The sequence below is a fragment of the Streptomyces sp. NPDC043812 genome (assembly GCF_056436245.1).
Map to the genome: position 1 here is coordinate 129,583 of NZ_JBWKCY010000020.1, position 23,074 is coordinate 152,656.

A 23,074-nucleotide genomic window follows, 5' to 3' on the forward strand; every position below is an offset into this window, starting at 1 on the left:
CTTCCGTTCGTGTACGTCGAGTCGGGCTGCCCGGGCTCGACGTACACAAAGCCCCGGAGGAACCGGACATGGGAACTCAACGATCTCGACGGCGCCCTACCCCGGGAGCTCGGTGCGCTCCCACCATTCGTAGACCGGCAGTTGGCCCTCCGCGGTGTCCTGGTGCCGCGTCGTGGCCCTGAAGTGCTCGTACCCGCCACGGAACGGAATCTTGAGGTCCTGACCCGGGTCGGCGACGGGAACGATCCGCTCGGGGAGATCGTCGGGGCCACCCTCCAGGGCTGCTTTCGTTGCGTCGTTGCTCATGGCGGAAGTCTCCCCGCAGGGCGCCCCCGCTCCTCCCGTGACGCGCCGAGCGCGCCGGACGGCGAGGTCACCTCAGCCGCGCCCCTCCTCCTCGGACTCCATGAGGCGGATTCCCTGATGGGTGAGCGTGACCGTGGCCGGTGTGTTGCGGGACGTCCAGTCGACAACGATCAGTCCCTCGTCGGCCAGGTACGTACAAGCAGCCGTCAGGTCCTCTTCGGGGACGTGGAGGCCTTCCAGAAGCCTGGATCCGGCCGCTCCTCGCCGATTGCTCGCCTCGGCGTCGTACAGCGCCTTCATGATCTCCATGCGGTAGGCCTGCCGCTCGTGCAGTGTCGCCATGGCTGCCGCTCTCCTCATCCTCGTCGGCCTGCGCGCACCGGCATCCGTGGAGGACGTGCCTGCCGGCAGTCACGACCGCACCCGGGCCTGCCACGCGGGTGGTGTCCACAGCCGCGTGGAGGCGGGTTCCGCCGTCGATGGGCGGGTGGCTGCGCTGAATCCGTGGCGGCAAAGCACCGGCTCCCGGTTCTTTCAGCGTACTCCGGGCAGTGCCGCCGAACCTCGCCGTGACCACGCACTTTCCCCTCCACCAACGGCTCGGGACCTGCTGCCGACCCGGCCGGGCGGGAGCGGAGTACGGTGAAGTGACGAGGCCACGCCGCTCCCCGGTGCCTGGTGCCGGTCGGCATTGCGCAGGCGATCAGCGGAGGCACCGAACCGTGCAGACGGGCGGGCAGACTATGTCCCCATCCGATTCCCCTCGCTTCACCAGACTTCTGCCGGACGAGATGCATGGCGCGGTCAAACCCGGAACCGCCCTCCTGCGGCTGGAGACCACACATCTCCGCCAGGGAGTTCTCGACGGCGCCTGGTGGCCGCGTACCCGTGACATCGGGGCCGAGCTGCCCAGCCTGATCAGCGCGCTGACCGAGTTCCTCGGACCGGTCACACGCGTCGGACTGGACTCGAGCGCCTGGGACGCACTTCCGACACGGCTGATCATCGATGACCGCGTCGTGCACATCGACTCGTTCCCCGTGGGTGACGACACCGTCCTGATCACCCGGGGCGATCGGGACCACTTCTCCCTGCTGGTGGTCCCGCCGCACGCGGAGCCCGACGCGGCACGTGCCGCGATGGCCAGGGCCGTCAGCGGCGACAACGTCGCCGAGGCCGAGCAGATCCTCATCGACACCGGCGCGGACCGGCTGGGTCCCAAGGCCACCGAGGACGTGCACGCAGGTCAGGAGGGCCCCGGTACGTCCTGACGCGGAGAGGCCCCGTCCTCGCCGACCGCGTGCCCCGGCCGCCCGACACCGATCCGCAACTGCAGCCAGCAGGACAGCCGTTCGTCCGGGTCGTCCAGGTCGACGCCGAACAGCTCCCGCGCGCGCCGCAGCCGGTACTTGAGGGTGTTCTGGTGCACGTTCAGGCGACGCGCGCCGTCGCCGATGTTGCCGACTGCGTCCAGCCAGGCCGTCACCGAGGCGGCGTAGTGCGTGTGATGCGTCCGGTCGTGGTCGAGCATGGCCTCGATGCCCGGGTGCCGCAGCCGTGGGCGGCGGTCGAGGTCGTCCGCCAGGTGTGCGAGGAGCACTCGGGCATGTACGTCGGTCAGTGCGGCGACCCGGAGCGACGCGGGGTCGCCGGTGGTCACTCTCAGCACGTCGTCCACCTCCGCGCGCAACTCCGCCAGGTCCGCCAGGTCCATGGCGGGCCGGCTGACGGCGGCGCGCGGTGGTTCCGTACGAGGACGGGCGATCGCGGCGAGGGCCTGCGTCGCCAGCCGTCGCGCCGATTCCGGGTCCTCGCCCGGTAGCAGGGCGTAGACGGCGCGCGGGCCGGTCGCGACCGCGGCCGCGGGGTGGACGGCCGCGAAGTGCCGGCCGAGGTCGGCACCCGCGCGGGCAAGCAGGGCGCCCGTTTCCGGGGAGCTGCCGACCGGGGCGAAGCCGAGCAGCGTCACCTGCGTGTGCGGGGGGAGTCCGAGCCGGTAGGCGGTCTCCTGCGGCGGGGCGGTGCGATCCAGACCGGCGCGCAATGCCTGGTCGCGGGCGTGCAGCTCCAGGGCGGCGGCACCCCGGCGGCGCAGCATGTGCAGGGCAGCTGTCCGGGCGCCGTCCAGCAGGGCCCGTTCCCCCGCCTCGGCGAGAGGCGCGTGGTCCGTGATCGCCCAGATCGTGCCGAGCGGGAGGTCACCGGCCCGGACGGCGACGGCGGCACGCGGCAGCTCGCCCTCGGCCAGTCCCGGCAGCGGTACGACGCCGGGGGCCGCCAGCACCTCCCGGTACTGGCGCACCTGCCGTTCGGCCTGCGCGGGCGGCTGGTCGGGGACATGGCGGCCGAGGATGCCCTGGCGGCGCAGCTCGTCGATGCGCTGGCCCGGCAGCGTCGAATAGGCGAGTACCCGGGTGTCCAGGTCCTCGATGGCCACCGACCCGCCGATGACGGCGGCGATCGCGTCGGCCAGGGCGAAGAGCTCCTCGCCGGTCCCGTCCCCGGCGCCCTCCCCGCGGGCGGGGCTTGGCGTATCCGACCAATCCATGGCGGGATCCTAGGCGATCGCGCCAACGCGGGGTGGGGCCGGCGGCCTCCAGCATGGTGCGACCGGCTCCTGCCCGGGCCGGGCCACGCACCGCCTACACGCGGGCCACGTACCGCCTGCACGGAGGAAGACCATGGCCATCCCGGTCGCCCCGACCGCCTCGCCCTCCGCTTTCCCTTTCCTTTCGTCCTCGTCCGCCCCGTCCGCCCCGTCCGCCCCGTCCTCATCCGTACTGCCGTCCCAGGAGGCCCTGCTCGGTCTGTTCCCGCCGGGCACGGCCCTCGATCAGGACGGCGCTCTGGTGATCGGCGGCTGTCCGGTCACCGACCTCGCGGAACGCTTCGGCACCCCGGCCCTGATCGTCGACGAGGCGGCGCTGCGCAACCGCGCCCGCCGGTACGCGGACGGGCTCGCCGCCCGGTGGCCGAACTCGCGGGTCGCGTTCGCCTCCAAGGCATTTCCTTGCACAGCGGTGTACCGGCTCCTGGCCGAGGAGGGCCTGAGCATCGACGTCGCGAGCGGCGGCGAGCTGACCCTGGCCCTGGCCGGCGGTGTCGACCCGGCCTCGCTGGTGGTGCACGGCAATGCCAAGACGGACGGCGAACTGCGCATGGCCGTCGAAGCCGGGGCAGGGCTGATCGTCATCGACAACTTCGACGACATCGACAGGCTCGAGCGGATCGTCACCGGGGAGCAGGCCGTCCTGGTCCGGGTCACGCCCGGCATCCGCCCGGACACCCACGCCGCGGTCTCCACCGGGCAGGAGGGGTCGAAGTTCGGTCTGACGCTGTCCCACGCCAGGGAAGCGATCGCCCGGCTGCGCGGCAGCAGCAAGCTGCGGCTCGAAGGGGTGCACGTCCACATCGGGTCCCAGATCCTCGACACCGAACCGTTCGCCCGGGCCGTCGAGGCGGTGGCGGCCCTCGGTTCCTTCGCGGTCTACGACCTCGGCGGCGGCCTCGGAGCCCGCTACACCTACGACGACCGGCCGCCGAGTGTCGAGGAGTACCTGGACGCCCTGGTGGGTGTCGCCCGCCGCGTCCTGCCGGCGGACGCGCAGATCGTGATCGAGCCCGGCCGGTCGATGGTGGCCGAGGCAGGGGTGTCGCTCTACCGGGTGGCCACCGTCAAGCACGGCGAGCCGGCCTTCGTCGCCGTGGACGGCGGGATGGGCGACAACCTCGAAGTCGCGCTGTACGGGCAGCGCTTCGAGGCCACCGTCGCCACCCGCGTGGGCGGCGGTGAACCCTGCGAACTGGTGGGCAGGCACTGCGAGTCCGGCGACACCCTGAGCGCGGGCGTGCATCTGCGCGACCCCCGACCCGGAGACCTGATCGCGGTGCCGGTCACCGGCGCGTACTGCTTCTCGCTCAGCAACAACTACAACGGCGCGCTGCGCCCGCCCGTCGTCTTCTGCCGCGACGGCGAGGCGCGGCCGGTGGTGCGTCGGGAGACATACGGCGACCTGCTGCGACGCGACGTCTCCTGACACCGGCCCCCCAAGGCCCTACCTCCCAAGACACACCTCCCAAGACCCCACCTCCTGAGGCCCCTTCGCCCTCACCCTTCGCACTTCTCACCCGCATCACCCGTGTCCGGAGCCCGTCGGCCGGGCACCCTCCCACCCGCTGGAGACCCGATGTCCTTTCGGCCGACGCTGCGTCAGCAGCTGCTGAGGCGCAAGCCATTGCACACCTTCGGAACGGATTCGGCCGCAGACGGCGGCCTGCGCCGTACCGTCGGCCCCTTCCAGCTCACGATGATCGGGGTCGGTGCCACTGTCGGCACCGGCATCTTCTTCCTGCTCGGCACCGCGGTGCCGGAAGCCGGCCCGGCGGTCGTCGTGTCCTTCGCCGTCGCGGCGACGGCCGCGGCGCTGACCGCGCTCTGCTACGCGGAGCTGGCATCTGCGGTGCCGGTTTCCGGCTCCTCGTACTCCTACGCGTACGCCACGCTGGGCGAATTCGCGGCCTGGGCCGTCGGCTGGTGCCTGCTGTTGGAGTACGCGGTCTCCGGTGCCGCGATCGCGGTGAGCTGGGGCCAGTACCTGAACGACCTGACCGAACGGCTCTTCGGCCTCCGGATGCCCGAGGCGATCTCCGCGCCGCCGGGAGCAGGGGGATACATCAACCTGCCCGGGGTGGTCCTGGTGGTCCTGTGCTGCCTGCTGCTGGTTCGGGGCGCCAAGGAGTCGGCCGTGGCGAACACCGTGATGGTGCTGGTCAAGCTCGGTGTGCTCGTGCTGTTCGTGGTGGTCGGGGTCACCGGCTTCGACTCCGGCAATCTCCAGCCGTTCGCGCCCATGGGGATGGCGGGCATAAGTACCGCGGCAGCCACCGTGTTCTTCGCCTTCATCGGCCTGGACGCCGTCTCCACCGCCGGCGAGGAGGTCCGCGACCCGCGCCGGACCCTGCCCCTGGCGATCGTGGGCGCGCTGGTCGTGGTCACCGTCCTGTACATGCTGGTGGCCGTGGTGGGCGTGGGCGCCCAGCCATGGACGGCTTTCGAGGGACAACAGGCGGGGCTCTCCGCCATCCTCGGCGACGTCACCGGGGCCGGCTGGCCCGCTGTGCTGCTCTCGGCGGGCGCGGTGCTGTCGATCGTCAGCGTCACCCTGGTCGTGCTCTACGGCCAGAGCCGCATCCTCTACACGATGGGCCGCGACGGCATGCTGCCCCCGGCGTTCCGCCGGGTGAGCGCGCGCAGCGGCACACCGGTGTTCAGCACCGTCCTGACCGGTGGCTTCGTCGCAGCGCTCGCGGCGGTCTTCCCGCTGGACCTGCTCGCCGACCTGACCAGCATGGGCACGCTCGCCGCGTTCGCCGTGGTCTCCCTCGGGGTGCTGATCCTGCGCCGCACGGCTCCGGAACTCGACCGCGGATTCCGGGTCCCGGGCTATCCGGTGGTCCCGTTGCTCTCGATCCTGGCCTGCGGCTACCTGATCCACGAACTGCCGTTGGACACCTACCTGCTGTTCGGCGGCTGGCTGGCGCTGGCCTTCGCCGTCTACATGCTCTACAGCCGCAGGAATTCACGGCTGGAGGCGAACCCAGACGCGACCCCGGAGCAGGTCCCGTCCTGGTAGACAGCGGCCATGACGCACTACGCCGACCTGACGGTGTACACGTACGACGAGCACTGGCCGAAGGGAGGATCAGGGATGTGGCGCGGCGGCCCGTGCGATGCGGTCGCTCGCGTATCGGCATCGGCATCGGCATCGGCATCGGCAACGGGGGCGGATGTCAGGGGAACTGCTCGCTCCCCTGACATCCGCCCCGATCGCATCGGGCTACTCGGTGATCTTGATGGCTCCGTTGTCGGCGGCCCTGTCCTGGTGCTTCTTCTGCGTGATGCCCTGGAGGAGCTGGGCGAGGTCGACTCCCGTGGTGGAGTTGAGGAGTTCCATGCCCTGGACGACGTTGTCCGCGACCGCGCGGGGCAGCCTGCCCGCTCCGTCGGTGGAGATGACCGTCATCTTGTCGATCGCCGACAGCGGCTCGGCGGCCTTGGCGACGACCTGCGGCAGGACCTCGACAAGCATCTGGAGCACGGCCGCGTCGCCGTACTGTGCGAAGGCGTCGGCCTTCTTCTGCATCGCCTCGGCCTCGGCTGATCCCTTTGCCGCGATGGCCGCGGCCTCCGCCTCACCCTCGATGCGCACGGCATCGGCGAGCGCGGCACGGTGGGCCTTCTCGCCCTCACCCGTCAGCCGCGAACGCTGGGCGTCGGCCTCGGCCTCCTTGACCTGGGCGATGCGGCGCGCCTCGGCCTCCTGCTCGGCCTGGTAGCGGGCCGCGTCGGCGGGCTTGCGGACCTTGGTGTCCAGCTCGCGGTCGGTCAGTGCGGCCTGGCGCACGGCGACCTTCTCCTGCTGGCTCAGGATCTCCTGCTGCCGGTCGGCCTCGGCGAGGGGCCCCGCCGCGGCCGCGCGGGCCGCTGCCTCGTCCGTCTCCGCCTTGATCTCGGCCTGCTTCAGCGCGAACGTGCGCTGCGCGATGGCGATTTCCTCCTCGGCCTTCAGCCGCGCCTGCTCGGACGCCCGCCGCGCAACGGCCTCGGCGATGTCCGCCTCCTGCTTGGCGCGGGCGGCCTCGGGCCGGCCGAGGTCCTCCAGATAGGAGCCTTCGGTGGTGATGTCCTGGATCTGGAAGGCGTCCAGCACCAGGCCCTGCCCGGACAGGCTCGCCTCGGCCTCCTCCGCGACCTGCCCGGCGAAGGCCGCGCGGTCGCGGATGATGTCCTCCACCGACATGCGGCCGACGATGGAGCGCAGAGCGCCGGAGAGCACTTCCTGCGTGAAGCCGACGATGCCGTCCTGCTGCATCAGGAAACGCTGGGCCGCGGCCCGGATCGAGTCCTCCGAACCGCCGACCTTGACGATCGCGACACCCTCCAGATTCGCCTTCACGCCTCGCAGGGTGACAGCGCCGCGCACCGCGACGGGGATGTGCCGGCTGGACAGGTCCAGGGTGAACTTCTGCTGGACGAACGGGACAACGAACACTCCGCCGCCGACCACGACCTTCTGGCCGCTTTGGTCGGTGATGACGCGCCCGGTCGCCGGGTCGGTGGATCTCTTGCCGCGCCGGCCGGTGACGATGAATGCTTCGCTGGGCCCTGCGACCTTGTAGCGGGTGATGACGACGAGGGCGAGCAGCACGACGAGTACGACGATGCCCACCACTGCGGTGAGTACAGGGCTCATGGCGAATCCCCTTGAATGGAAAGAGACAGAAACAGGCGGCGCGGAAGGTGTCGCGTCGGGCGTCGGGCGTCGGACGTGGGGCGTCGGACGGTCGGCGACCGGCGATCAGCGTTCGACGGGACGGACCGCGACGGACGTCGGACTCAGCACCGATTCGACCCACACCTCGGTACCGCGGACGACCGGTGCGTCACTCTTCGCCGCGAACTTCCAAGGCTGGCCCGCCGGATACAGCAGCACTTCGCCGTACCCCTCCGCCGGAATCGCGGTGACCACGGTCCCGGAGATGCCGACCAGGTCGTCACGGCGCAGCCCGGCAGCGGTCGTGTCGTCCATCAGGAAGCGACTTGCCTTCCACGTCAGAGCGCCGGCGCCGAGGCCGGCGACCACCCCGGCTCCGGTGGCGGCACCGACCCCGAGGCTTGTCGCACCCAGGACGATCGCTCCGACGAAACCGAGCATCGACACGAATCCGGCAATCACGGGCAGCGACAGAAAGCCCTCGAGTCCGCCGCTCAGCCCGTCGAAGGCACCTTCCAACACCCCGTCGAAGACGAGCGACAGGACAAGAAGCACCAGACCGGCAATGCCGAGGCCGAGAAACCAGCCCATGTGTGCCCCCGTCCCCCATGCCCTGACCGACGTCGCCCTGACCGACGTCACGGCGATGGTCTCACCCGCCGGTCGATAATTTCACTGCCGTGACCCGGCAGTCTTTACGCCCCTTCAATGCCGCGGTGGCGTCTTCGGCGGCCTGCCGCCGGCCCGCCCGCGAGCCCGCCACCTCGACCGGACGAAGTACCGCCGCTGTGCGTGTTGTTCTCCCGGCTTGCCGGAACCCGGCAAGCCGGAAGGACCCGTCGGCGCGCCCCCGCTCTATCCGGCGCTGAGGGCCCACACCAGCGTGGTGACACCGACAAGTCCGATGGCGCCGAGGGTGGTTCCGGCGGTGGCGGTCCACAGGCGGCCGACGCCGAGGCGGGAGTGGTGGATGCCGGCTGCGCCGAGGGTGACCGCGAGGCCGCCGGCGATGACCGTCCATGGGAGCGTGACGAACGCGAGCACGGGCACCCATGCACCTACGGCGGAGAAGACGCCGAGGACAAGTGAGGTGGGGCCCAGCGCAATGGCGGGTGTGTCGCTTCGGTCCGGCACGGTCGTCGGCTCGGGCATGACCTGTCCCCCTTTTGAACGGGTTCAAATGACGAACTGATCGTACCGCCAGGCGTGGGTGGCAGGCTGCTTGGGGTCGCGCGCCGCCAAGCCCGCCCGGTCGGAGTGGCAGTCGGCTCCAGAACGCGGACCTCGGCTCGGGGCGGACCTCGGCGCTGAGCGCTCTTGTGACCGGCACGCTCGACCTCGGTGACCCCGACGAAGATTCGCTCTGCAGCGGACGCAGCATCAGATGAGGGGTCGCCGAGCCCGAGGCTCGACCTGGCGTCCCACCCTCCCTGGTCGACGTCCATGCGCGCCACCACGAGGATGCCGCCCCGCCGTGCCCGCCTGTCGAGACCGATGAACTGGCCGAGCAGGACGCGTTGGTGGAGCGGATACCCGGTACCGCATAGGGTGCGCCGCCGCCAGGTCGCGCACCGCCCGCTCCACCCACTCCTCAAGATCACTTTTTGGGAACGCATCGCCGTTGGGTGACATGTGCAGTGCTAATGTCACCTGGCCTTTCGGTCTCCAGTTCGAGGGGGGGCCTCGACAACCGAAAGGTTCAGGGGAGGGTTTTCCTTTGTCAGGAAACCGTTTGCGTAAATTCTGTTTCGTCGCGGGGACCGCCGCGGCCTTGACCATCGCCACCACCACGGGAGCCTGGGCCAACTGGAGCAAGTCGCCCTTCAGTTTGACCCAGGGGACCACTTCCCAGCAGTGGGTCGATGAGTCGTACAACGAGTTCCACTTCACCGGCTGCTACCAGGCCGGAACCACGAAGAGCGTCTCGGTGGCGCTGTGGCAGCAGATCGACTGGGGCTCCGACAAGAAGCACGACGTCTCGGCGCTCACCAACTGCTTCAAGGGTGACGGTTACACGAGCACGGCCACGCAGTCAGGTCTGCCTCACGACAGCTACTACCTCGAGATCGAGAAGCTCGGTACGGGGTGCGGGGCTTGCACGGGAGCAGCTGACAAGGTCAGCGTAGACACGACCCAGGCTGACTGATCCTGTCGGGCCGCCGCGCGCACGGCGTGCGGCGGCCCGGTTTGTTCTCCATGCGAGGCTTCATGCGCTTCACCTCCGCTCTTCGCACGCATCCGGCCGTGCTGGCCTTCCCCGTGATCGGCCTCTTCTTCGCCTACGTATTCCTCACGAGCACCCGGAACATCGACCGGCTCATCGCCGTGCCGTGGCCTGCACAGGCCGCGTCGTACGCCGTGCACGCCCCGGTCCCGATGGCCGCCGCGGCCGTGGCAGGCCTGGCCGCGGTGGAGGCGACACGGCTTCGAGCCCTCGGTACCTGGGAGTTGGGTGCTGCACGCGCCACGTGGCGCATCGCGGTCCAGCCCATCCTCATCGCCGTACTGTCCCTGTCGGTCCTGACCGCCGGCGTCACGGCGGGTGGGCTGTGGGTGGTCGGAGTCCTTCCCGACCTGTACGTGCTGCAGCTGATGGGCATCGTCGTCGTCCTGCTCACCGCGCATGCGGTCATCGGTTTCGTCGTCGGGCGCCGATTCCATGCGCTGTACGCCGCGCCGCTCGTAGCCGTGCTGATCTTCGTCGGGATCAGCTTCCCGCTGGGCACGGACAGCTACTGGGCGCACCATGTCACCGGGTCCATCGGCTGGGTGGGGTTCGGTGAGGCGTACACACTGTCCATGACGGCAGCAGCAGTTCTGCCGACGGTCTGTCTGGCAGTCGCCTGCGTCGTAGGGGCAGGGCCCCGGCGTATCCGCGTCACCTCTGTCGCCGCATCCCTGGTGATCGCAGTCGGTGGCCTGCTCGGTGCATACAGCATCACCAAGGACTGGCGTTCCATCGCCCCCGCCGCCACCGGCCTGGCCCCGGTCACCTGTGAGGGGGACAAACCCGAACTCTGTCTGCCCTCGGCCGGCTCCGAGCACATCGGGGAGATTCAGTCCGAACTCGCCGAGATGGCAGGCAAATTGCGGGCCAAGGGCATCATCGCTCACATGCCCACCCGCATCACCGACGTCACCGTGGCCGATGTCCGGCAGCTCGACACCACGGGAGAACACTGGACACTCGAGCTCGTGCCCGGCAACGCGGACAGGGTCCTCGTGGAGAACATCGCCATCTCCGTCGTCGGAATGCCCTGCGAGAAACCGGACTGGAACGCTCTGCACTACAACACCCTCTGGGTCGCCCGGACCATAGGTGTGGAGAGCGAGTACCTCGCCTGGCTGTCCCGTGAGACCCAGGGGTTCAGCCAAGGGCAGAGCAGGGAACAACTTCTCGCCGAGATGGCCAGGGTGAACGATCTTTCACCGCAGGAGCAGAAGACCTGGTACGCCGAGCGGCTTCAGGCTGCCTGCCGGGCAGGTAGCTGAACATGCTCTGGTGGCTGCGCCAGCGAGGAGCCCTGGGCCTGCTGCCCGGTGCGCTGTGCGCCTTCGTGCTGGGCGTCGGGCTCACCCTGGACGTGGAGCTCGTTTTTCCCGCGTTCGTGGGGCAGTACGCGATACCGACGGAGCTCAGCAACTTCCTCTGCCTCATCCCCTCTGTCGCCCTGGTCGCCTGCCTCGAAAGGCGGCTGCCTTCCGTGGAACGAGCTGCCGTCCGTCGACTCGACGCGAGGGATGTCGCGCTGGTGTCCGGATTCGCCCTCCTCGCAACCGTGGTGGCCATGGCGATGTCTCCCCTCGGCCCGGAAGTGATGTGGACGGCAGCGCGTAACAACCTGCTCTTCAGCGGACTCGCCCTGGGCGCCTGGCCGTTGCTCAGGCACCGCGCGACCCTGGTCCCCGTCTTCTGGATGATGCACTCGATGTTCCTCGGGGGCCGGAACATCGGCGACCCCTACCCCTGGGTGATCGTCACGGAGGAGGCCGGAGTCGCACACGCCGCCATAGGTGCCGCCGCCGTCTTTCTGGCCGGGATTCTCTCCCTCATCTGCTTCGCACCAAGGACCGACCGATGACTCTGCTGCTCGACCGTGTCACCTTCAGCTATCACCGCTGGCTTCGCCCCGTCCTCTCCCGCTTCACCTACGAGGTCCCCGGCCGAGGCCTGACGATCCTGCTCGGCCCCAACGGGGCGGGCAAGTCCACCACGATGGCTCTGCTCGCCGGCACGGTCGAGCCGAAGGCGGGCAAAGTCCTGTTCAGCGGATCGGACCTCACCTCCGCCAGCCGTGAATACCGCCGCCACGTGGCCTGGCTGCCTCAGCGGGTGCCCACCTCGCGGCAGTTGACCGCCCGCGAGTACGTGGCCTACGTCGCCTGGCTGAAGGGTGAGAGCCGCTCCGATGCCTGGGAGCGCGCCGGATCCGCCCTCGACCAGGTCGGCCTGGCCGAGCAGACCGGGCAAAAGACGGCCAGGCTCTCCGGGGGCCAACTTCGCCGTGTCGGCATCGCCTGCGCCCTCGCCCACGACGCGCGCATCATCCTGTTGGACGAGCCGACGGCCGGGCTCGACCCTCACCAGCGCACGGTCTTCCGTGACGTGCTGCGGGAGGTCGCGGCGAAGACCCCGGTGCTCATGTCGACGCATGACATCGCCGACCTGGCCGACGAAGCCGACACCGTCACGCTCATGGACGCCGGCCGGGTTCGCCACCACGGCGGAACCCAGAGCTTCCTGGACCACGCTGCCCCTGAAGCCGTACCGGCTCGCCGGGCCGAGTCGGCGTACTCCGTCCTCATGCGACTGGACGGCTCGTGCTGACGGCGCAGCACCTTCCGGCAAACACGTCGCCGTCGCCGGAGCATCAAACCGGAAGCCTGGGCACCGGTGACCTGGGCATTTGCCGTGCTTCCCGCTTGTGGGCGCGGATGGTTTCGAACCCACCGACATCAGGCTTGTACCGGCCCGGCGTTCGTGGCGCCGGTGCAAGCGTCGGCAGTCGGCAGTCGGCAGTCGGCAAGGAGGCGAGGCACCCCACCACCCAGCGGTGGCGCGTAGGCGACGTGAGGCCCTCACGGCCGGTTGGTATCGGGTGCCGCGTTCTGAGGGAGCAGCGGCACGAGCGTGAGCGCGAACCTTCCTACTTGGCGTGCTGTCGGCGCACCATCTCGGTGATCCAGATGGGCGCGAACGGAGACGTGCAGCCCGGGGAGGTCGGGTAGTCCTTGAGCACCTCCAGGCGCTCACCGATGTCGATTGCACGGGTGCGGTGCTCGGCGTGCTCGATCCCGATCTGAGCCAGGCAGTGGTTCATCGCCCACTGCAGGCGATCCGGGGCGTCCTTCATCTCCGCCTCGATGATGTCGAGCAGTCCTGAGAGGTCGAGGCCCTCGGGCTTCCTCGCCACGCGTTCGGTGCTCAGAGCCCAGCCGGCACTCGCGACCACTGGATCCGGATCGGCGGACCAGGCCAGGCGCAGCTCTTCGGCGTGCGGGTTCTTCTTCACCACGTAGTTCACGAGCCAGTCATGCACCTTGGGTGTGCGCGCCTCGCGCAACATGACGTCCAACTCGTCACGCTCGAACGCCTTCGGGCGGCAGATCAGGATCGCCAGCAGTCTCGCCGCGGTGTCATCCGTCTCCCAGAGCCGGCACGCGAGTTCCTGCTGCGTCTTCAGCCGCTTCGCGAGCGCGCGCAGCTTGCTGAGGTTCACACCGTGATCGTCACCGTGCTTCTCGTTCACCTCGCGTGTCTTCGGGTCCTCGAGCGCGGCCAGCTCGGCCATCACCTCGGCCACCATCGTCTCGGCCACCTCAGCCTCCCGTCCCTCACGTGCGAGGTTCAACCTACGACGGAAGCCGGTTTCCTGTCGTACACGACCGTTCGGCGGCAGCCTCGGTCGGTGTTGCGGATCGCTTCGAGGGTCCAGCCGTGGGGCAGTCGATTTCCGGATTGAGGGAGCCATGGGCGAGCCTCGGGCCTCTCTTGACCTTGACGCGGCGGCAGGCTTTCTACTGAGAGTCATGCGGATCGGAGCGATCACCGCACTCGTCGGGGCAATTCCCCCAGGGAGGACACAAGATGGACACCGCCGTGGAGAAGAACCTGGCCCTGCTGCGCATGGCCTTCAAGTCGCTGGAGAGCGGAGATCTCGACGCGTGTGTCGAGATGCTGACGGAGAACTTCATCGCCAACCTCCCCGGGGTACCCGACCCGCTGCACGGTCGGGAGATCTGGCGGCTGGGGGCTCAGGCCATGTTGGATGGATTCCCTGACCTGCAGATCAATGTCGAGGACGCGTTCGGCGTCGACGACAGGGTGGCCGTGCGGGTCCACTTCCGCGGAACGCACCGGGGCACCTTCCAAGGGGTCGCGGCGACGGACCGGCCGGTCAGCTTCCGGAGCATCGAGATCTACCGCATCGAGGGCGAGAAGATCGCCGAGGAGTGGGTCGCTCCGGACATGATCAGCCTCATGCAGCAGATCGCGCCCGCGCCGGCCGGCCACTGACCCAATCGGACTGCTCGAAGAAGGCGCGACAGCGTGCAATGCTCCCCGTGCCCTCGAATTTGGCGATCGCCACCGCACGTGTTTTTCGAAGTCCCATTCTGAATTCAGGGTCTTTTTACGAGATGCGGTCCCAAGAATCGGTCATTCGGTCACTCGGTTTCTCGACGAGAAATACTGACTCCGCAAAGAAGGCCGCATCATTGTTCTCGTGATTGATAATCTCCAACGCGCGTCATCGGGCGGGAGCTGGTGTGCTGGTGGTGACAGTTGTCGCACCCGTACCCCGGGAGAATCCAGATGAGTACCCATCGAGTGGCGCAGGTCGCAGCCGCCGGCGGTCCGTTGGAGATCATCGAACGGGAGGTGCCGCAGCCGGGCCCCGGCCATGTACGGATTGCCGTGGAAGCCTGCGGGATCTGCCACAGCGACGTCTTCTTCGTGAACGCCCTGGTGCCGGGTGTCGAGTTCCCGGTGGTCCCCGGGCATGAGATCGCCGGACGCATCGACGAGGTCGGCGAGGGAACGTACAGCGGATGGCAGGTGGGTGACCGGGTGGCGGTGGGCTGGTTCGGCGGCAGCTGCGGCCACTGCCCGCCCTGCAGGCAGGGCGACTTCATCGTGTGCGAGAACCTGAAGATCCCCGGCTGGGCCTATGACGGCGGTTATGCCGAGACGGTGATCGCACCGGCCGACGCCCTGGCCCGGATCCCGGACGCGCTCGCGGCGACCGATGCGGGGCCCTTGGCCTGCGCGGGGGTGACCACGTACAACGGGCTACGGCGCAGCTCCGCACGGCCGGGCGATCTGGTCGCCGTACTCGGCATCGGGGGCTTGGGACACCTGGGGGTGAAGTATGCCGTCGCGATGGGTTTCGAGACCGTGGCCATCGCCCGCGGTGCAGACAAGGCCGACTTCGCCAAGCAGCTCGGCGCGCATCACTACATCGACAGCACGGCGGACACCGCCGTCGCAGATGCGCTGCAGGCCCTCGGAGGAGCCAGGGTTGTCCTGGCCACCGCCGCGAACTCCGATGCCATCACGGCGACTGTGGAAGGGCTTCGCCCCCGGGGCGAGCTGGTGGTCGTCGGCGCGGATGCCGAGCCGCTGGGAATCGGCCCGAACCAGCTCCTGATGAGCGGCAAGATCGTCCGCGGCCACCCGTCCGGCACCGCGCAGGACGTGCAGGACACCATGGCGTTCAGCGCCCTGCACGGGATCCGCCCGATGGTCGAGATCGTGCCGCTGGACCAGGCTGATGAGGCATACCGGAAGATGCTGTCCGGTGCCGCCCGCTTCCGGATGGTGGTCACCAACCGCTGACACTGCACCCGCCGCCGATGGGTTCTGCGTCGTACTGACAGTCGTCGCGGTTGTCCCAGGACAACTGCGGGTCGCCGCCCGCGGGGCTGCGCTGATGGACGTCTGGTGGCGTTGATGTCAGCCGGCGATGTCAGGCCAGTGGGTGTTCATCCGGCCGAGGAGCACGCACGAACTGTGTGCACCGCTCGTCACAGGCGCCCATGGCATGAAAGTTCCGCCGAGCTTCGGTGAGACTCAAGCGACCGTTTGGCCCGCCTCGAATCCGATCCGCGTCGTGGTCGTCCTGCCCGTCGTCCTCCCAGAAGCACACGGAGCAGATCTCGAAGTTGCCGCGCTCGCCGAGCGTGACGAAGCCGCAGCACGGACAACGGTATGGGCCGCCCTCGGCCGTCCCATGGATGTTGACGAAAGGAGTGACCACGGCTGCATGCTGCCCTGCCGTAGCAGTTCACCGCGACCCTGTAGAGCGAACTACCGGAGGGGCGGTCGCTGAGTCTTCTCGATCGATTACAGCCGCTCGGAGCTGCTGATGGTCGGCTGCGCCATGCTGGTTGCCGTACTCCGCTGCTGTACGGCTGGCTCACTACCTACGGCGTCGAGACGGCCATGGCATGGACCCCGAGTACCAAGGCGATGACCAGGCAGACAACAGCGATGCCGGCGGCAGAGCGTCGGCCCGGAGGAAACCTTCGCGGTAGGAAGAGACACAGCACTGCACCGGTCCACGCGACCGACACCAGCCAGGGGAGCCATGCCTCCGCCCGGTCGTTCACTCGGTGACAGTGCTCGGCTTGCGGCCCGGTTTCCCCGAAGTAGTAGAGGCAGTTGCTGCCGAAATCCTCAGTACCCAACCCTACGAACCCCCACCACACGGTGACGAAGGCGGCGGCCGACGCGGCACCGAAAACCAGGAAGCCTCCAGCGCCACGCGGCGTGGGTGTGTCCATACCCGGTCCCCCCGGCGAGATGCTGTCCCGCCGAGAGTATCCCCGGCAGCATTCGAACCGGCGACACCCGCTTTAGGAGCGAGGTGGGGCGAGTTGGGCCCCGACCTGGGTAATGCCGGCTTCGGTGCCTGCGGCCACCTGAGCCCTGCAGACAGCCGCGGTTCCCCGTGAGTCCCCGCCCGATCTGGCACGGTTGTGGCGCGGGTGATGGGCTGGGGCGTGGGGCGTCAGGCGAAGTACGGGTCCGTCAGATCGATGGTGAGGGAGTTGCCGAGGTTGTTGGTGAAGGTGGCCAACGAGCCCTGGACTTCCGCTCGCACGAACGGGTTGGAATCGCACAACGACACCACCCACACCAGGTTCTTGTCCTGGTCGAGTCTGGCGAAGAATCCGTCCGAACCCAGCGAACCGTCGCCGCAGCACACGTACCCCGACCCGGCCGGCAACTTCGCCATGCCTTGCGGATGTACATCGGCCGTCGTTAGATCCTCCGGGTCGTCGGCCAGCAGCGCGTCCAGATCGAGCGGCTCCTCTACGTCGAGCCATGACAGCTTCGGGCTGTCCACCTCGACAGCTCGCGCTGAACCGTCCGCCCTGTACAGCCCGTTCGCTGCTGGCCGCTCCTGCGCGAGCCACAGCTCGGTGATACGGCTCGTGGCCACCTCTTCCTCCAAACCGTTGATGCTGCCGCGTGACGGTGGGGCTTCACGGCCGGCTCACCAGTGCCGGCCGTGGGATCGATAGGGCTTCGTCGGCCGCGGGTCCTCCCGGGCGGCACCTTCCTCGGCGGCAGGCTCCTCGTGCACGCACCTGAAGCAGACCATCGCGAGTCTGCGCCGGTCGAAGCAGCCGAGGCGGAACCGGAAGGCACTCGCGCCCGTCGCCCGACCCGGCCTCGTCGACCTGGCACGCAGCAACCCCGCGGCCGCCGTGACGGGCGTGGTCGGGACGGGCGTCCTGCTCACCTCCACGCTCCTGGCCGTCGCCATGACCGGACTCGCGCTCTCCATCGGCGGCGTCGTCCTGCCGGCCCTTGTTCGCATGCGCCGCCGGGAGTTCCTGCGCTGACCGGTCTCCGGGCAGTGCCACAAGTCGCCAAGCATCGCCACTGCCCGGCCGGCCCACTCTGGCCTGCCGGCCCATCGCCTCGCCACCGCGACGCGGCGTGACCCCTGACCGGCCTGCGTACCCGCGCCGGGTGGACGGCTCCGGCAGAGCGCATCGTCCGCCGCCACCGGGACGCCGCCGTCCTCCTCCTCGACCTGGACCATGTCGACCGGACCAAGGACGGACAACTCCGTGTGTCGCGAGTCGCACCGACACGACTCCACTTACCGCTTCAGAACGAAGCGATAGACCGTGGAATCCCTGGCCTCGAAACCGAGGCGCTCGTACAGCCGATTCGCTGCCTGTCGCGACGGACGCGATGTGAGGTCCACGGTTCGAGCACCCGCCGCCTCCGCCAGGCGCAGAGCCTCTTCGGTCAGGGCACCCCCGACGCCATGTCCCCGCGCGGCCTCGTCCACGACCACGTCCTCGATGCGAGCCCGCAGACCGGAAGGCAAGGGAAACATGACCAGCGTCAGCATCCCGACCACTTCACCTTCGACCCGTGCCACCAAAACCGTGTTCGCGTCGCTGGCGAGCAAGCGCCGCACCGCCTCGCGATCCAACGGGTTGGCTGTGGTCGAAAGCTGAGGCAACAAGCGCGCGAATGCCTCAACCGACTGGTCGTTCGCTTCACGGACGACCGCAACCTCAACGCTCATGATCCCGACCCTACAGAGCAAGTCCCATCCACTCCGACCACTCCGACTTGGACCGGCAGCAGGAAGTTGCAACTGGGCTGGACGGATCGTGCGCGCCGCTCGGCAGAAGGGCAAGGAGGACCTTGCCCGGCGAACCGGGCTGACGGTGAAGACCATTCGGTTCTACTCCGACGCGGGGATCGTGCCGCCGACTGACCGAAGCCCGGCTGGCTACCGGCTCTACGACATCGACGCCGTCGCACGTCTCGATCTCGTGCGTACCTTGCGCGACCTCGGGCTGGATCTTTCCGCCATCAGGAAGGTTCTCGACCGGGAAGTCTCCGTCCCGAGGTGGCTTCGGCGCACGCCGATGCCCTGGACGTGCAGATTCGTACGCTTCGTCTGCCTCGATCCGTGCTGAGAGCGGTAGCCAAGCGTTGCCCTGCACCGCCTCGATCAGTTGATCGCGCGGTGGGGTTTGGTGATGCAGACCATCTCGCCTTCTGCGACGACACACCGTGGGGCCCGATCGAACAGAGAAGCCCCGGGCCTCTCCGGCCCGGGGCGTTCGCGTCATCGGCTACTTCGTCTTGAGCTCATCGAGGCAGAGCACGAACTGCTTGCCCGAGCTGCGTCGCCCACCGCGAGTCTGCTCGAGGTAGCCGATGTCCGCCTTGCCCTCGCACTTGGTGGTGTCCAGCGTGTCGGGGATCACCTCGACGACCTTGTACGTGGCCTCGGTGCCACCACACTCCACCACCTGCAGATCAGGAGTCACCGTGGAACCGGTGTTCTTGAGGCAGTCTCCGGCCTCCGCGTGGTCGGCATCGTCCTGGCTCGCGAAGTAGCCCACCACGCACATGATGAGGACGACCACGGCGGCGATGCCCTTGAGGATCTTCATGATGCCTATGCCCCCGCTCCGGGATGGCGTCGCCGGCTGCGGCGGTGCGGTCCACTGCTGCTGTTGGGGCGGCGGCTGCATCTGCATGTGTTGCTGGGGCGGGTACGGCTGCTGGTACCCGTATCCCGGCTCGGGAGGGTATCCCTGCGGCGGCTGCTGTGCGTACGGGCCAGGCTGACCGTACGAGCCAGGGCCTTGCTGCGGCGGAAAGGTCATGTGGTAGTCCCCCGTGAGCGCGTGTCATGTGCGTCCTTTTGACGCGAGCACGCTATAACAACCGATCAACACCCCCTAAATGCAGGAGCATTGCGGGAGCGAGCGCCCAACTCCTCAGCGACGCTTCCCGATGATGTAGGCGAGGCCCCAGGCCGCTCCGGCGGCGACCGCGAGACCGAGCAGGGAGAGCCACTCGGTGTCACTCTGACTGCCCCACCAGGCCTTGGCCGGAGCGAAGGGGTCGACCTCCATCATGTCCCCGATGGCGGCGCCCCCTTGGCTGTCGGCGATGATGAGCGGAATGGCGTTGGTGTAGCCGAAGAAGACACCGAGCGGGGCGATGACGGCCCCGCTGATCCGGGCGCCGGTGCTGCCGCGGCCCACCATGCCGATCAACGCGCCCACCGCCGCTCCGTTGAGCAGGCCGTGGAGCACGTAGAGCGTTTGCGCCGTTTCTGCCGACTGTTCCTCGTAGGTGGCCACCGTGACGCCGCTGTAGATCACCGAGACGACGACCGAGGCGAGGAAACCGAGGAAGAAGGCGCCGGCGGGGTTGCCGCGCCTCGGCTGCTGCCCGAAGGGCGCGGGGTACGGCTGGCCGGGCTGTATCTGCGGCTGCTGCTGCCAGGGCTGCATCGGCGGTTGCGCGGGGGGCATCGGGGGTTGGCCGGGCTGCTGGTTGTACGGGTTGTGCTGCGGCGACTGGAACTGAGGCTGGCTCATTGATCCCCCGTTGAGCAAAGAAGGCAGGGGGAGCAAAGTTATCAACGAGGGATCGGCCTTCTTCACGCGTGGGGGGCGGGCCGGGACAGACCAGTTGACACCCGGTGGCGTGGGATCCGGCGGAACGCCAGACGCCCCCCGCCCTCGCCGCCAGCACACTGTGTGCACGGTCGAACCCCCGACTATTTGGTCATCAACGTCCAGCGCTGGGACGACCGGTGGTCGCGGAGGCGCGCACGGTCGTGGTGGAGAGTCGGACGAAGTTGCTGTGCTTCATGCGCCGCAGAGTGACCGCGCACATCAGTTTCTTCGCCGCCGCAGTGGCCATCGCGATCTACTGGCTCAAGGGCTGAGCCCCCACAGCGAAGACTTCATCCGCGAGGTCAACGCCATCATGACCGGGCGTGATCGTGGCAGACACCCGCTTCAGGAGTTCGATCGCTCCTCCGCCTGGTCGGGGCATGCCTTGTGCACTGGTGCCAGACGTGGCTGCCGTGTGTCGCCGTCGTCCGCCGTCGCTGATGTCAGCGTTGGATGTCAACGGAACAGCCCCGGCAGTGGGCAGACCGCCAGTGGTTCGTCCGGCCTGTCGGCCCAGCCCCGCCAGACATGCCGACTGTGACACTCCCATTGCGACCGACAGGTCCGCTGGCCATCGTCCTCCCGCACGGAGAGCGCGAGGCCACCAGACTTCAAGGGCTGCCGCCCTCGGGACGGTCTGGGGCGTTGATCGTGCCGGGCCCCTAACGGCACGACCTCTTCGTCCCGAAGCAACTTGGGCGAGGACTCTGCTTGGACCGGTGTGTCTCTCACCTGCGCTGATGGTCCGCAGACGTTCGCGCTCGTCCGCCGCTGTTCGTCGGCGTTGTCACGCAGTCAGACACTCACCGCTCAACGGCCAAGCACGTACAAGCCGTTGTCAGTGCCGGCCTTTAGGGTCTCAAGCGCGCGGGTCGGCTTCCGGGGGTTCCAGCTCTGAAGGGAATGGTTGCATCCCCGGCCTGTCTGGGGGCGGCCCGGAGAATCGTCCGGGACCTAACCGACGGTCGGGCTTCGTCGATGGCCAGCAGATGACCTGCCAGAGCCGCCCGCGCACCATCCCCTCTGGTGGGCATCACCTGATCCGTAGCTCTAGCGGGGTCGGTCAGCGGGGGCCATACCGGCCGCTGGGCGGGCCCGGAGGGGCGCTACCCGTGCGGGGGCGGTTACTAGGGTTGCGGTACCTGGCTGCTGTACCGCACGATCCAAACGGGGTGACCATGGAACGGCATGTGCTGGAATCGCTGTTGATCGGTGATGACGAGGCGTCCCTGATAGCTCTGGCCGCCCTCCGCAGCGGCGCCCCCTACTCGGTGGAGGAGCGGGTACAACCCACTGGTGCGCATGCCGGAGTCTTCAGTCGCCGACTTCAGCGCATGCGGATGCGCGGACTCGAACCTCTTGGCCTGGAGCGAGCAGTGCAGCTCATCCGCGAATATGACCGACCTGTGCGCACAGCGCTGATCGATCCTGGCAATCGGACACGGTTTACCCTGCTCTTCCTCACCGAGGACGGCAGCGCACTCGTGGCCTGCGCTAGCTGGCCACTGCCACTGGTTGCCAGGAAGCCGCCGCTTTAGGAGTTCGATCGGACCGTTGGTCCACCGGGCCGATCCGCTGCCTTTGCGGCCATGCCCGACCGCTCGACTCCGCTGCCGTTCGCGGCCGTTGATGTCAACCATGGATGTCACCGGCTAGCGGACGACCGCGGGAATCCCTCAGCCGCGCGAGGCCCGTTATGGCAGGTTGGGCGGCATGAACGAAGGGATAGACCCACGCAACCCAGCGGGTATCTGTGTGGGAGACGTCTATGAGGATTGCTCCTTCCACCCGGTTCTCTGCACAGAGATCGACGATGACGGCGGGGTGGTGCTCAGCGGCATCTCCCTCATCGACGGCAGCTTCCCCCGTTCGTGCGACGCCCAGTACTGCGCGCCCATCCGCATCCGGGCCGAGGAAGTCATGGCCATCAAGCAAGACCTGAAGGGCTACGCCCGCAAGCGCCAAGTTGAGCTGCGCTCCAGTGACGGCACCTGATCTGTAGCGCTAGCCGGATCGGCCAGCGACGGCGTTGCAGTCACTGCCCGGTCAAGCCATGGAGCACCAGTTTGGAAGACGCCGTATGCGGGTGGCCGCTGACCTGCGAGGTCGTTGACCTGGGGGTAGCGGTTGCCTCGCCCTGGTTCCCCGTGGTTCCCCGCTCAACACCGGCTGATCGGGCACGCAGGCTGTGGTCCGCCGGTGAACCTACTCGTACATCGCGGCGGCCCGCAGGGCGTTGCCGATGAACTCCCAGTCCGGGCCTGGTGGCTCCTCGCCCTGAGAGCGGTGGTAGCCCGCTGAATCTTCGATCCATGCGGCCATGGACTCGAGGTAGCGCTCCAGGGTTGGGTTATCCCAGCCGTCGCCGTTGGCGAGTAGATCCTCGCGCAGCTGGTGGATGTGGTGGACCAGGGTTTCTCGGGAGGTGACTGGGACGTTTGATCCATACGTGGGCTGAGGCATGGCGGCACCGTACAGCGAGGTCGGTGGAGTCTTAATGGCTCAGTCAAGGGCCTTCGCGCGTCTGTCTCCCTGCGTCCCCGACTGATCGGGCGCGCTTCTGGCACTCAGCTGAGGTGATCGTCCCGACCACTGTCATCCCGGATAGAGGGTTCGCCAGGGGTAGTCGAAGGATGTGATCCCGCCGTACTGTGCCGCAGCTGACCTCAGCTCGCCCTCTCCGCGCGAGGTGGTGCGCTGGAGCGTGTGCATGCCGTCGTCTTCTGCCCAGCAGAGATCGTTGGCGATGTAATCGGGGTGCCACTCGCGGACGACCCAGATGAGGTCGAGGTGAGGATTCCGGACCCCGAGACGATCTTCGAGGTGGATTCCGGGGCTCACAGCGACCCAGGCCTGCCACGTCGGCTCCGTGGCAGGCCAGTCAGCTACCAGAGTCGTTCCGCGCCGGAGCGGGCTGCCGGAGAACTTCCGCTTCTACGACCTTCGTCACACCGGCCACACGCTCTCGACGCAGTCGGGTGCCACGCTCAGGACACGATGGTCCGCGCCGGGCAGTCCTCCGAGCGGGCCGCGCTGAT

25 protein-coding genes and 1 pseudogene are annotated in these 23,074 nt (G+C 68.5%); 13 read left to right on the forward strand and 13 right to left on the reverse strand.

Annotation, left to right across the window (positions count from 1 at the left end):
- Nucleotides 1–96: 96 nt before the first annotated feature.
- The gene (locus AC067Z_RS27455; RefSeq protein ID WP_478792293.1) at nucleotides 97–306 is read right to left on the reverse strand and encodes a DUF5988 family protein; all 210 of its coding nucleotides are present in this window, start codon (nucleotides 304–306) and stop codon (nucleotides 97–99) included.
- 72 nt (nucleotides 307–378) lie between these two features.
- Nucleotides 379–648, reverse strand: coding sequence for a hypothetical protein (locus AC067Z_RS27460; RefSeq protein WP_478792294.1), 270 nt, complete (start codon nucleotides 646–648; stop codon nucleotides 379–381).
- A 401-nt stretch (nucleotides 649–1,049) separates the two neighbouring features.
- On the opposite strand from AC067Z_RS27460, the gene AC067Z_RS27465 reads away from it, so the two are divergent.
- The gene (locus tag AC067Z_RS27465; protein WP_478792295.1) at nucleotides 1,050–1,577 is read left to right on the forward strand and encodes a DUF5994 family protein; all 528 of its coding nucleotides are present in this window, start codon (nucleotides 1,050–1,052) and stop codon (nucleotides 1,575–1,577) included.
- On the opposite strand, the gene AC067Z_RS27470 is transcribed toward AC067Z_RS27465, so the two are convergent.
- Complete coding sequence (locus tag AC067Z_RS27470; protein WP_478792296.1) at nucleotides 1,553–2,854, reverse strand: PucR family transcriptional regulator; 1,302 nt, start codon at nucleotides 2,852–2,854, stop codon at nucleotides 1,553–1,555. The genes AC067Z_RS27465 and AC067Z_RS27470 overlap by 25 nt on opposite strands.
- A gap of 133 nt (nucleotides 2,855–2,987) precedes the next feature.
- Between AC067Z_RS27470 and lysA the strand changes: the two genes are divergently transcribed.
- Nucleotides 2,988–4,343, forward strand: a complete 1,356-nt coding sequence (lysA, locus tag AC067Z_RS27475; RefSeq protein ID WP_478792297.1) for a diaminopimelate decarboxylase — start codon at nucleotides 2,988–2,990, stop codon at nucleotides 4,341–4,343.
- Between the two features lie 150 nt (nucleotides 4,344–4,493).
- Nucleotides 4,494–5,939, forward strand: coding sequence for an APC family permease (locus AC067Z_RS27480; protein WP_478792298.1), 1,446 nt, complete (start codon nucleotides 4,494–4,496; stop codon nucleotides 5,937–5,939).
- 204 nt (nucleotides 5,940–6,143) lie between these two features.
- Here the strand turns inward: AC067Z_RS27480 and AC067Z_RS27485 are convergent, their stop codons facing one another.
- From AC067Z_RS27485 to AC067Z_RS27495, 3 genes are all read right to left on the reverse strand, one after another.
- Nucleotides 6,144–7,559 (reverse strand): flotillin family protein, encoded by a 1,416-nt coding sequence (locus AC067Z_RS27485; RefSeq protein ID WP_478792299.1) that lies wholly within the window; start codon nucleotides 7,557–7,559, stop codon nucleotides 6,144–6,146.
- A 105-nt stretch (nucleotides 7,560–7,664) separates the two neighbouring features.
- Nucleotides 7,665–8,171, reverse strand: coding sequence for an NfeD family protein (locus AC067Z_RS27490; protein WP_478792300.1), 507 nt, complete (start codon nucleotides 8,169–8,171; stop codon nucleotides 7,665–7,667).
- A 264-nt stretch (nucleotides 8,172–8,435) separates the two neighbouring features.
- The gene (locus AC067Z_RS27495; protein WP_478792301.1) at nucleotides 8,436–8,732 is read right to left on the reverse strand and encodes a hypothetical protein; all 297 of its coding nucleotides are present in this window, start codon (nucleotides 8,730–8,732) and stop codon (nucleotides 8,436–8,438) included.
- A 619-nt stretch (nucleotides 8,733–9,351) separates the two neighbouring features.
- Here AC067Z_RS27495 and AC067Z_RS27500 point away from each other — a divergent pair.
- From AC067Z_RS27500 to AC067Z_RS27515, 4 genes are all read left to right on the forward strand, one after another.
- Entirely contained in the window at nucleotides 9,352–9,726 is a 375-nt protein-coding gene (locus AC067Z_RS27500) for a hypothetical protein (protein ID WP_478792302.1), read from the forward strand.
- 62 nt (nucleotides 9,727–9,788) lie between these two features.
- Nucleotides 9,789–11,072, forward strand: coding sequence for a DUF7224 domain-containing protein (locus tag AC067Z_RS27505; protein WP_478792303.1), 1,284 nt, complete (start codon nucleotides 9,789–9,791; stop codon nucleotides 11,070–11,072).
- A 2-nt stretch (nucleotides 11,073–11,074) separates the two neighbouring features.
- Nucleotides 11,075–11,662, forward strand: coding sequence for a hypothetical protein (locus AC067Z_RS27510; protein ID WP_478792304.1), 588 nt, complete (start codon nucleotides 11,075–11,077; stop codon nucleotides 11,660–11,662).
- On the forward strand, nucleotides 11,659–12,408 hold the full coding sequence (locus AC067Z_RS27515; RefSeq protein ID WP_478792305.1) for an ATP-binding cassette domain-containing protein: 750 nt from the start codon (nucleotides 11,659–11,661) through the stop codon (nucleotides 12,406–12,408). Before AC067Z_RS27510 ends, AC067Z_RS27515 begins: the two co-directional genes overlap by 4 nt.
- Nucleotides 12,409–12,727: 319 nt before the next feature.
- On the opposite strand, the gene AC067Z_RS27520 is transcribed toward AC067Z_RS27515, so the two are convergent.
- Nucleotides 12,728–13,372 (reverse strand): DNA alkylation repair protein, encoded by a 645-nt coding sequence (locus AC067Z_RS27520; RefSeq protein WP_478792306.1) that lies wholly within the window; start codon nucleotides 13,370–13,372, stop codon nucleotides 12,728–12,730.
- A gap of 296 nt (nucleotides 13,373–13,668) precedes the next feature.
- Here AC067Z_RS27520 and AC067Z_RS27525 point away from each other — a divergent pair, with 296 nt between their 5' ends.
- Both AC067Z_RS27525 and AC067Z_RS27530 read left to right on the forward strand, forming a co-directional pair.
- Nucleotides 13,669–14,097, forward strand: a complete 429-nt coding sequence (locus AC067Z_RS27525) for an ester cyclase (RefSeq protein WP_478792307.1) — start codon at nucleotides 13,669–13,671, stop codon at nucleotides 14,095–14,097.
- Nucleotides 14,098–14,394: 297 nt separating this feature from the next.
- Nucleotides 14,395–15,417, forward strand: a complete 1,023-nt coding sequence (locus tag AC067Z_RS27530; RefSeq protein WP_478792308.1) for an alcohol dehydrogenase — start codon at nucleotides 14,395–14,397, stop codon at nucleotides 15,415–15,417.
- 130 nt (nucleotides 15,418–15,547) lie between these two features.
- Here the strand turns inward: AC067Z_RS27530 and AC067Z_RS27535 are convergent, their stop codons facing one another.
- Both AC067Z_RS27535 and AC067Z_RS27540 read right to left on the reverse strand, forming a co-directional pair.
- The gene (locus AC067Z_RS27535; RefSeq protein ID WP_478792309.1) at nucleotides 15,548–15,838 is read right to left on the reverse strand and encodes a CPCC family cysteine-rich protein; all 291 of its coding nucleotides are present in this window, start codon (nucleotides 15,836–15,838) and stop codon (nucleotides 15,548–15,550) included.
- A 753-nt stretch (nucleotides 15,839–16,591) separates the two neighbouring features.
- Nucleotides 16,592–17,026, reverse strand: a complete 435-nt coding sequence (locus AC067Z_RS27540; RefSeq protein WP_478792310.1) for a hypothetical protein — start codon at nucleotides 17,024–17,026, stop codon at nucleotides 16,592–16,594.
- 268 nt (nucleotides 17,027–17,294) lie between these two features.
- Between AC067Z_RS27540 and AC067Z_RS27545 the strand changes: the two genes are divergently transcribed.
- Nucleotides 17,295–17,432, forward strand: coding sequence for a hypothetical protein (locus AC067Z_RS27545; protein WP_478792311.1), 138 nt, complete (start codon nucleotides 17,295–17,297; stop codon nucleotides 17,430–17,432).
- A 263-nt stretch (nucleotides 17,433–17,695) separates the two neighbouring features.
- On the opposite strand, the gene AC067Z_RS27550 is transcribed toward AC067Z_RS27545, so the two are convergent.
- The gene (locus AC067Z_RS27550) at nucleotides 17,696–18,154 is read right to left on the reverse strand and encodes an N-acetyltransferase family protein (RefSeq protein ID WP_478792312.1); all 459 of its coding nucleotides are present in this window, start codon (nucleotides 18,152–18,154) and stop codon (nucleotides 17,696–17,698) included.
- Between the two features lie 67 nt (nucleotides 18,155–18,221).
- Between AC067Z_RS27550 and AC067Z_RS27555 the strand changes: the two are divergent.
- Nucleotides 18,222–18,562 (forward strand): annotated as a pseudogene (locus AC067Z_RS27555) (MerR family transcriptional regulator); the annotation flags it as partial.
- Nucleotides 18,563–18,692: 130 nt separating this feature from the next.
- Here AC067Z_RS27555 and AC067Z_RS27560 read toward each other — a convergent pair.
- Nucleotides 18,693–19,016 carry an LppU/SCO3897 family protein gene (locus AC067Z_RS27560; protein WP_478792313.1) on the reverse strand — a complete coding sequence of 108 codons (324 nt, stop codon included), beginning with the start codon at nucleotides 19,014–19,016 and terminating at the stop codon, nucleotides 18,693–18,695.
- Nucleotides 19,017–19,346: 330 nt separating this feature from the next.
- On the reverse strand, nucleotides 19,347–19,955 hold the full coding sequence (locus AC067Z_RS27565) for a hypothetical protein (protein ID WP_478792314.1): 609 nt from the start codon (nucleotides 19,953–19,955) through the stop codon (nucleotides 19,347–19,349).
- Nucleotides 19,956–21,214: 1,259 nt separating this feature from the next.
- Between AC067Z_RS27565 and AC067Z_RS27570 the strand changes: the two genes are divergently transcribed.
- Together AC067Z_RS27570 and AC067Z_RS27575 are read left to right on the forward strand one after the other, a co-directional pair.
- Nucleotides 21,215–21,574: a hypothetical protein gene (locus tag AC067Z_RS27570; protein WP_376261894.1), complete on the forward strand. Its 360-nt coding sequence runs from the start codon at nucleotides 21,215–21,217 to the stop codon at nucleotides 21,572–21,574.
- Nucleotides 21,575–21,749: 175 nt separating this feature from the next.
- On the forward strand, nucleotides 21,750–22,031 hold the full coding sequence (locus tag AC067Z_RS27575; RefSeq protein WP_478792315.1) for a hypothetical protein: 282 nt from the start codon (nucleotides 21,750–21,752) through the stop codon (nucleotides 22,029–22,031).
- A 210-nt stretch (nucleotides 22,032–22,241) separates the two neighbouring features.
- On the opposite strand, the gene AC067Z_RS27580 is transcribed toward AC067Z_RS27575, so the two are convergent.
- Nucleotides 22,242–22,499, reverse strand: coding sequence for a DUF7660 family protein (locus AC067Z_RS27580; protein WP_478792316.1), 258 nt, complete (start codon nucleotides 22,497–22,499; stop codon nucleotides 22,242–22,244).
- Between the last annotated feature and the right edge of the window lie 575 nt (nucleotides 22,500–23,074).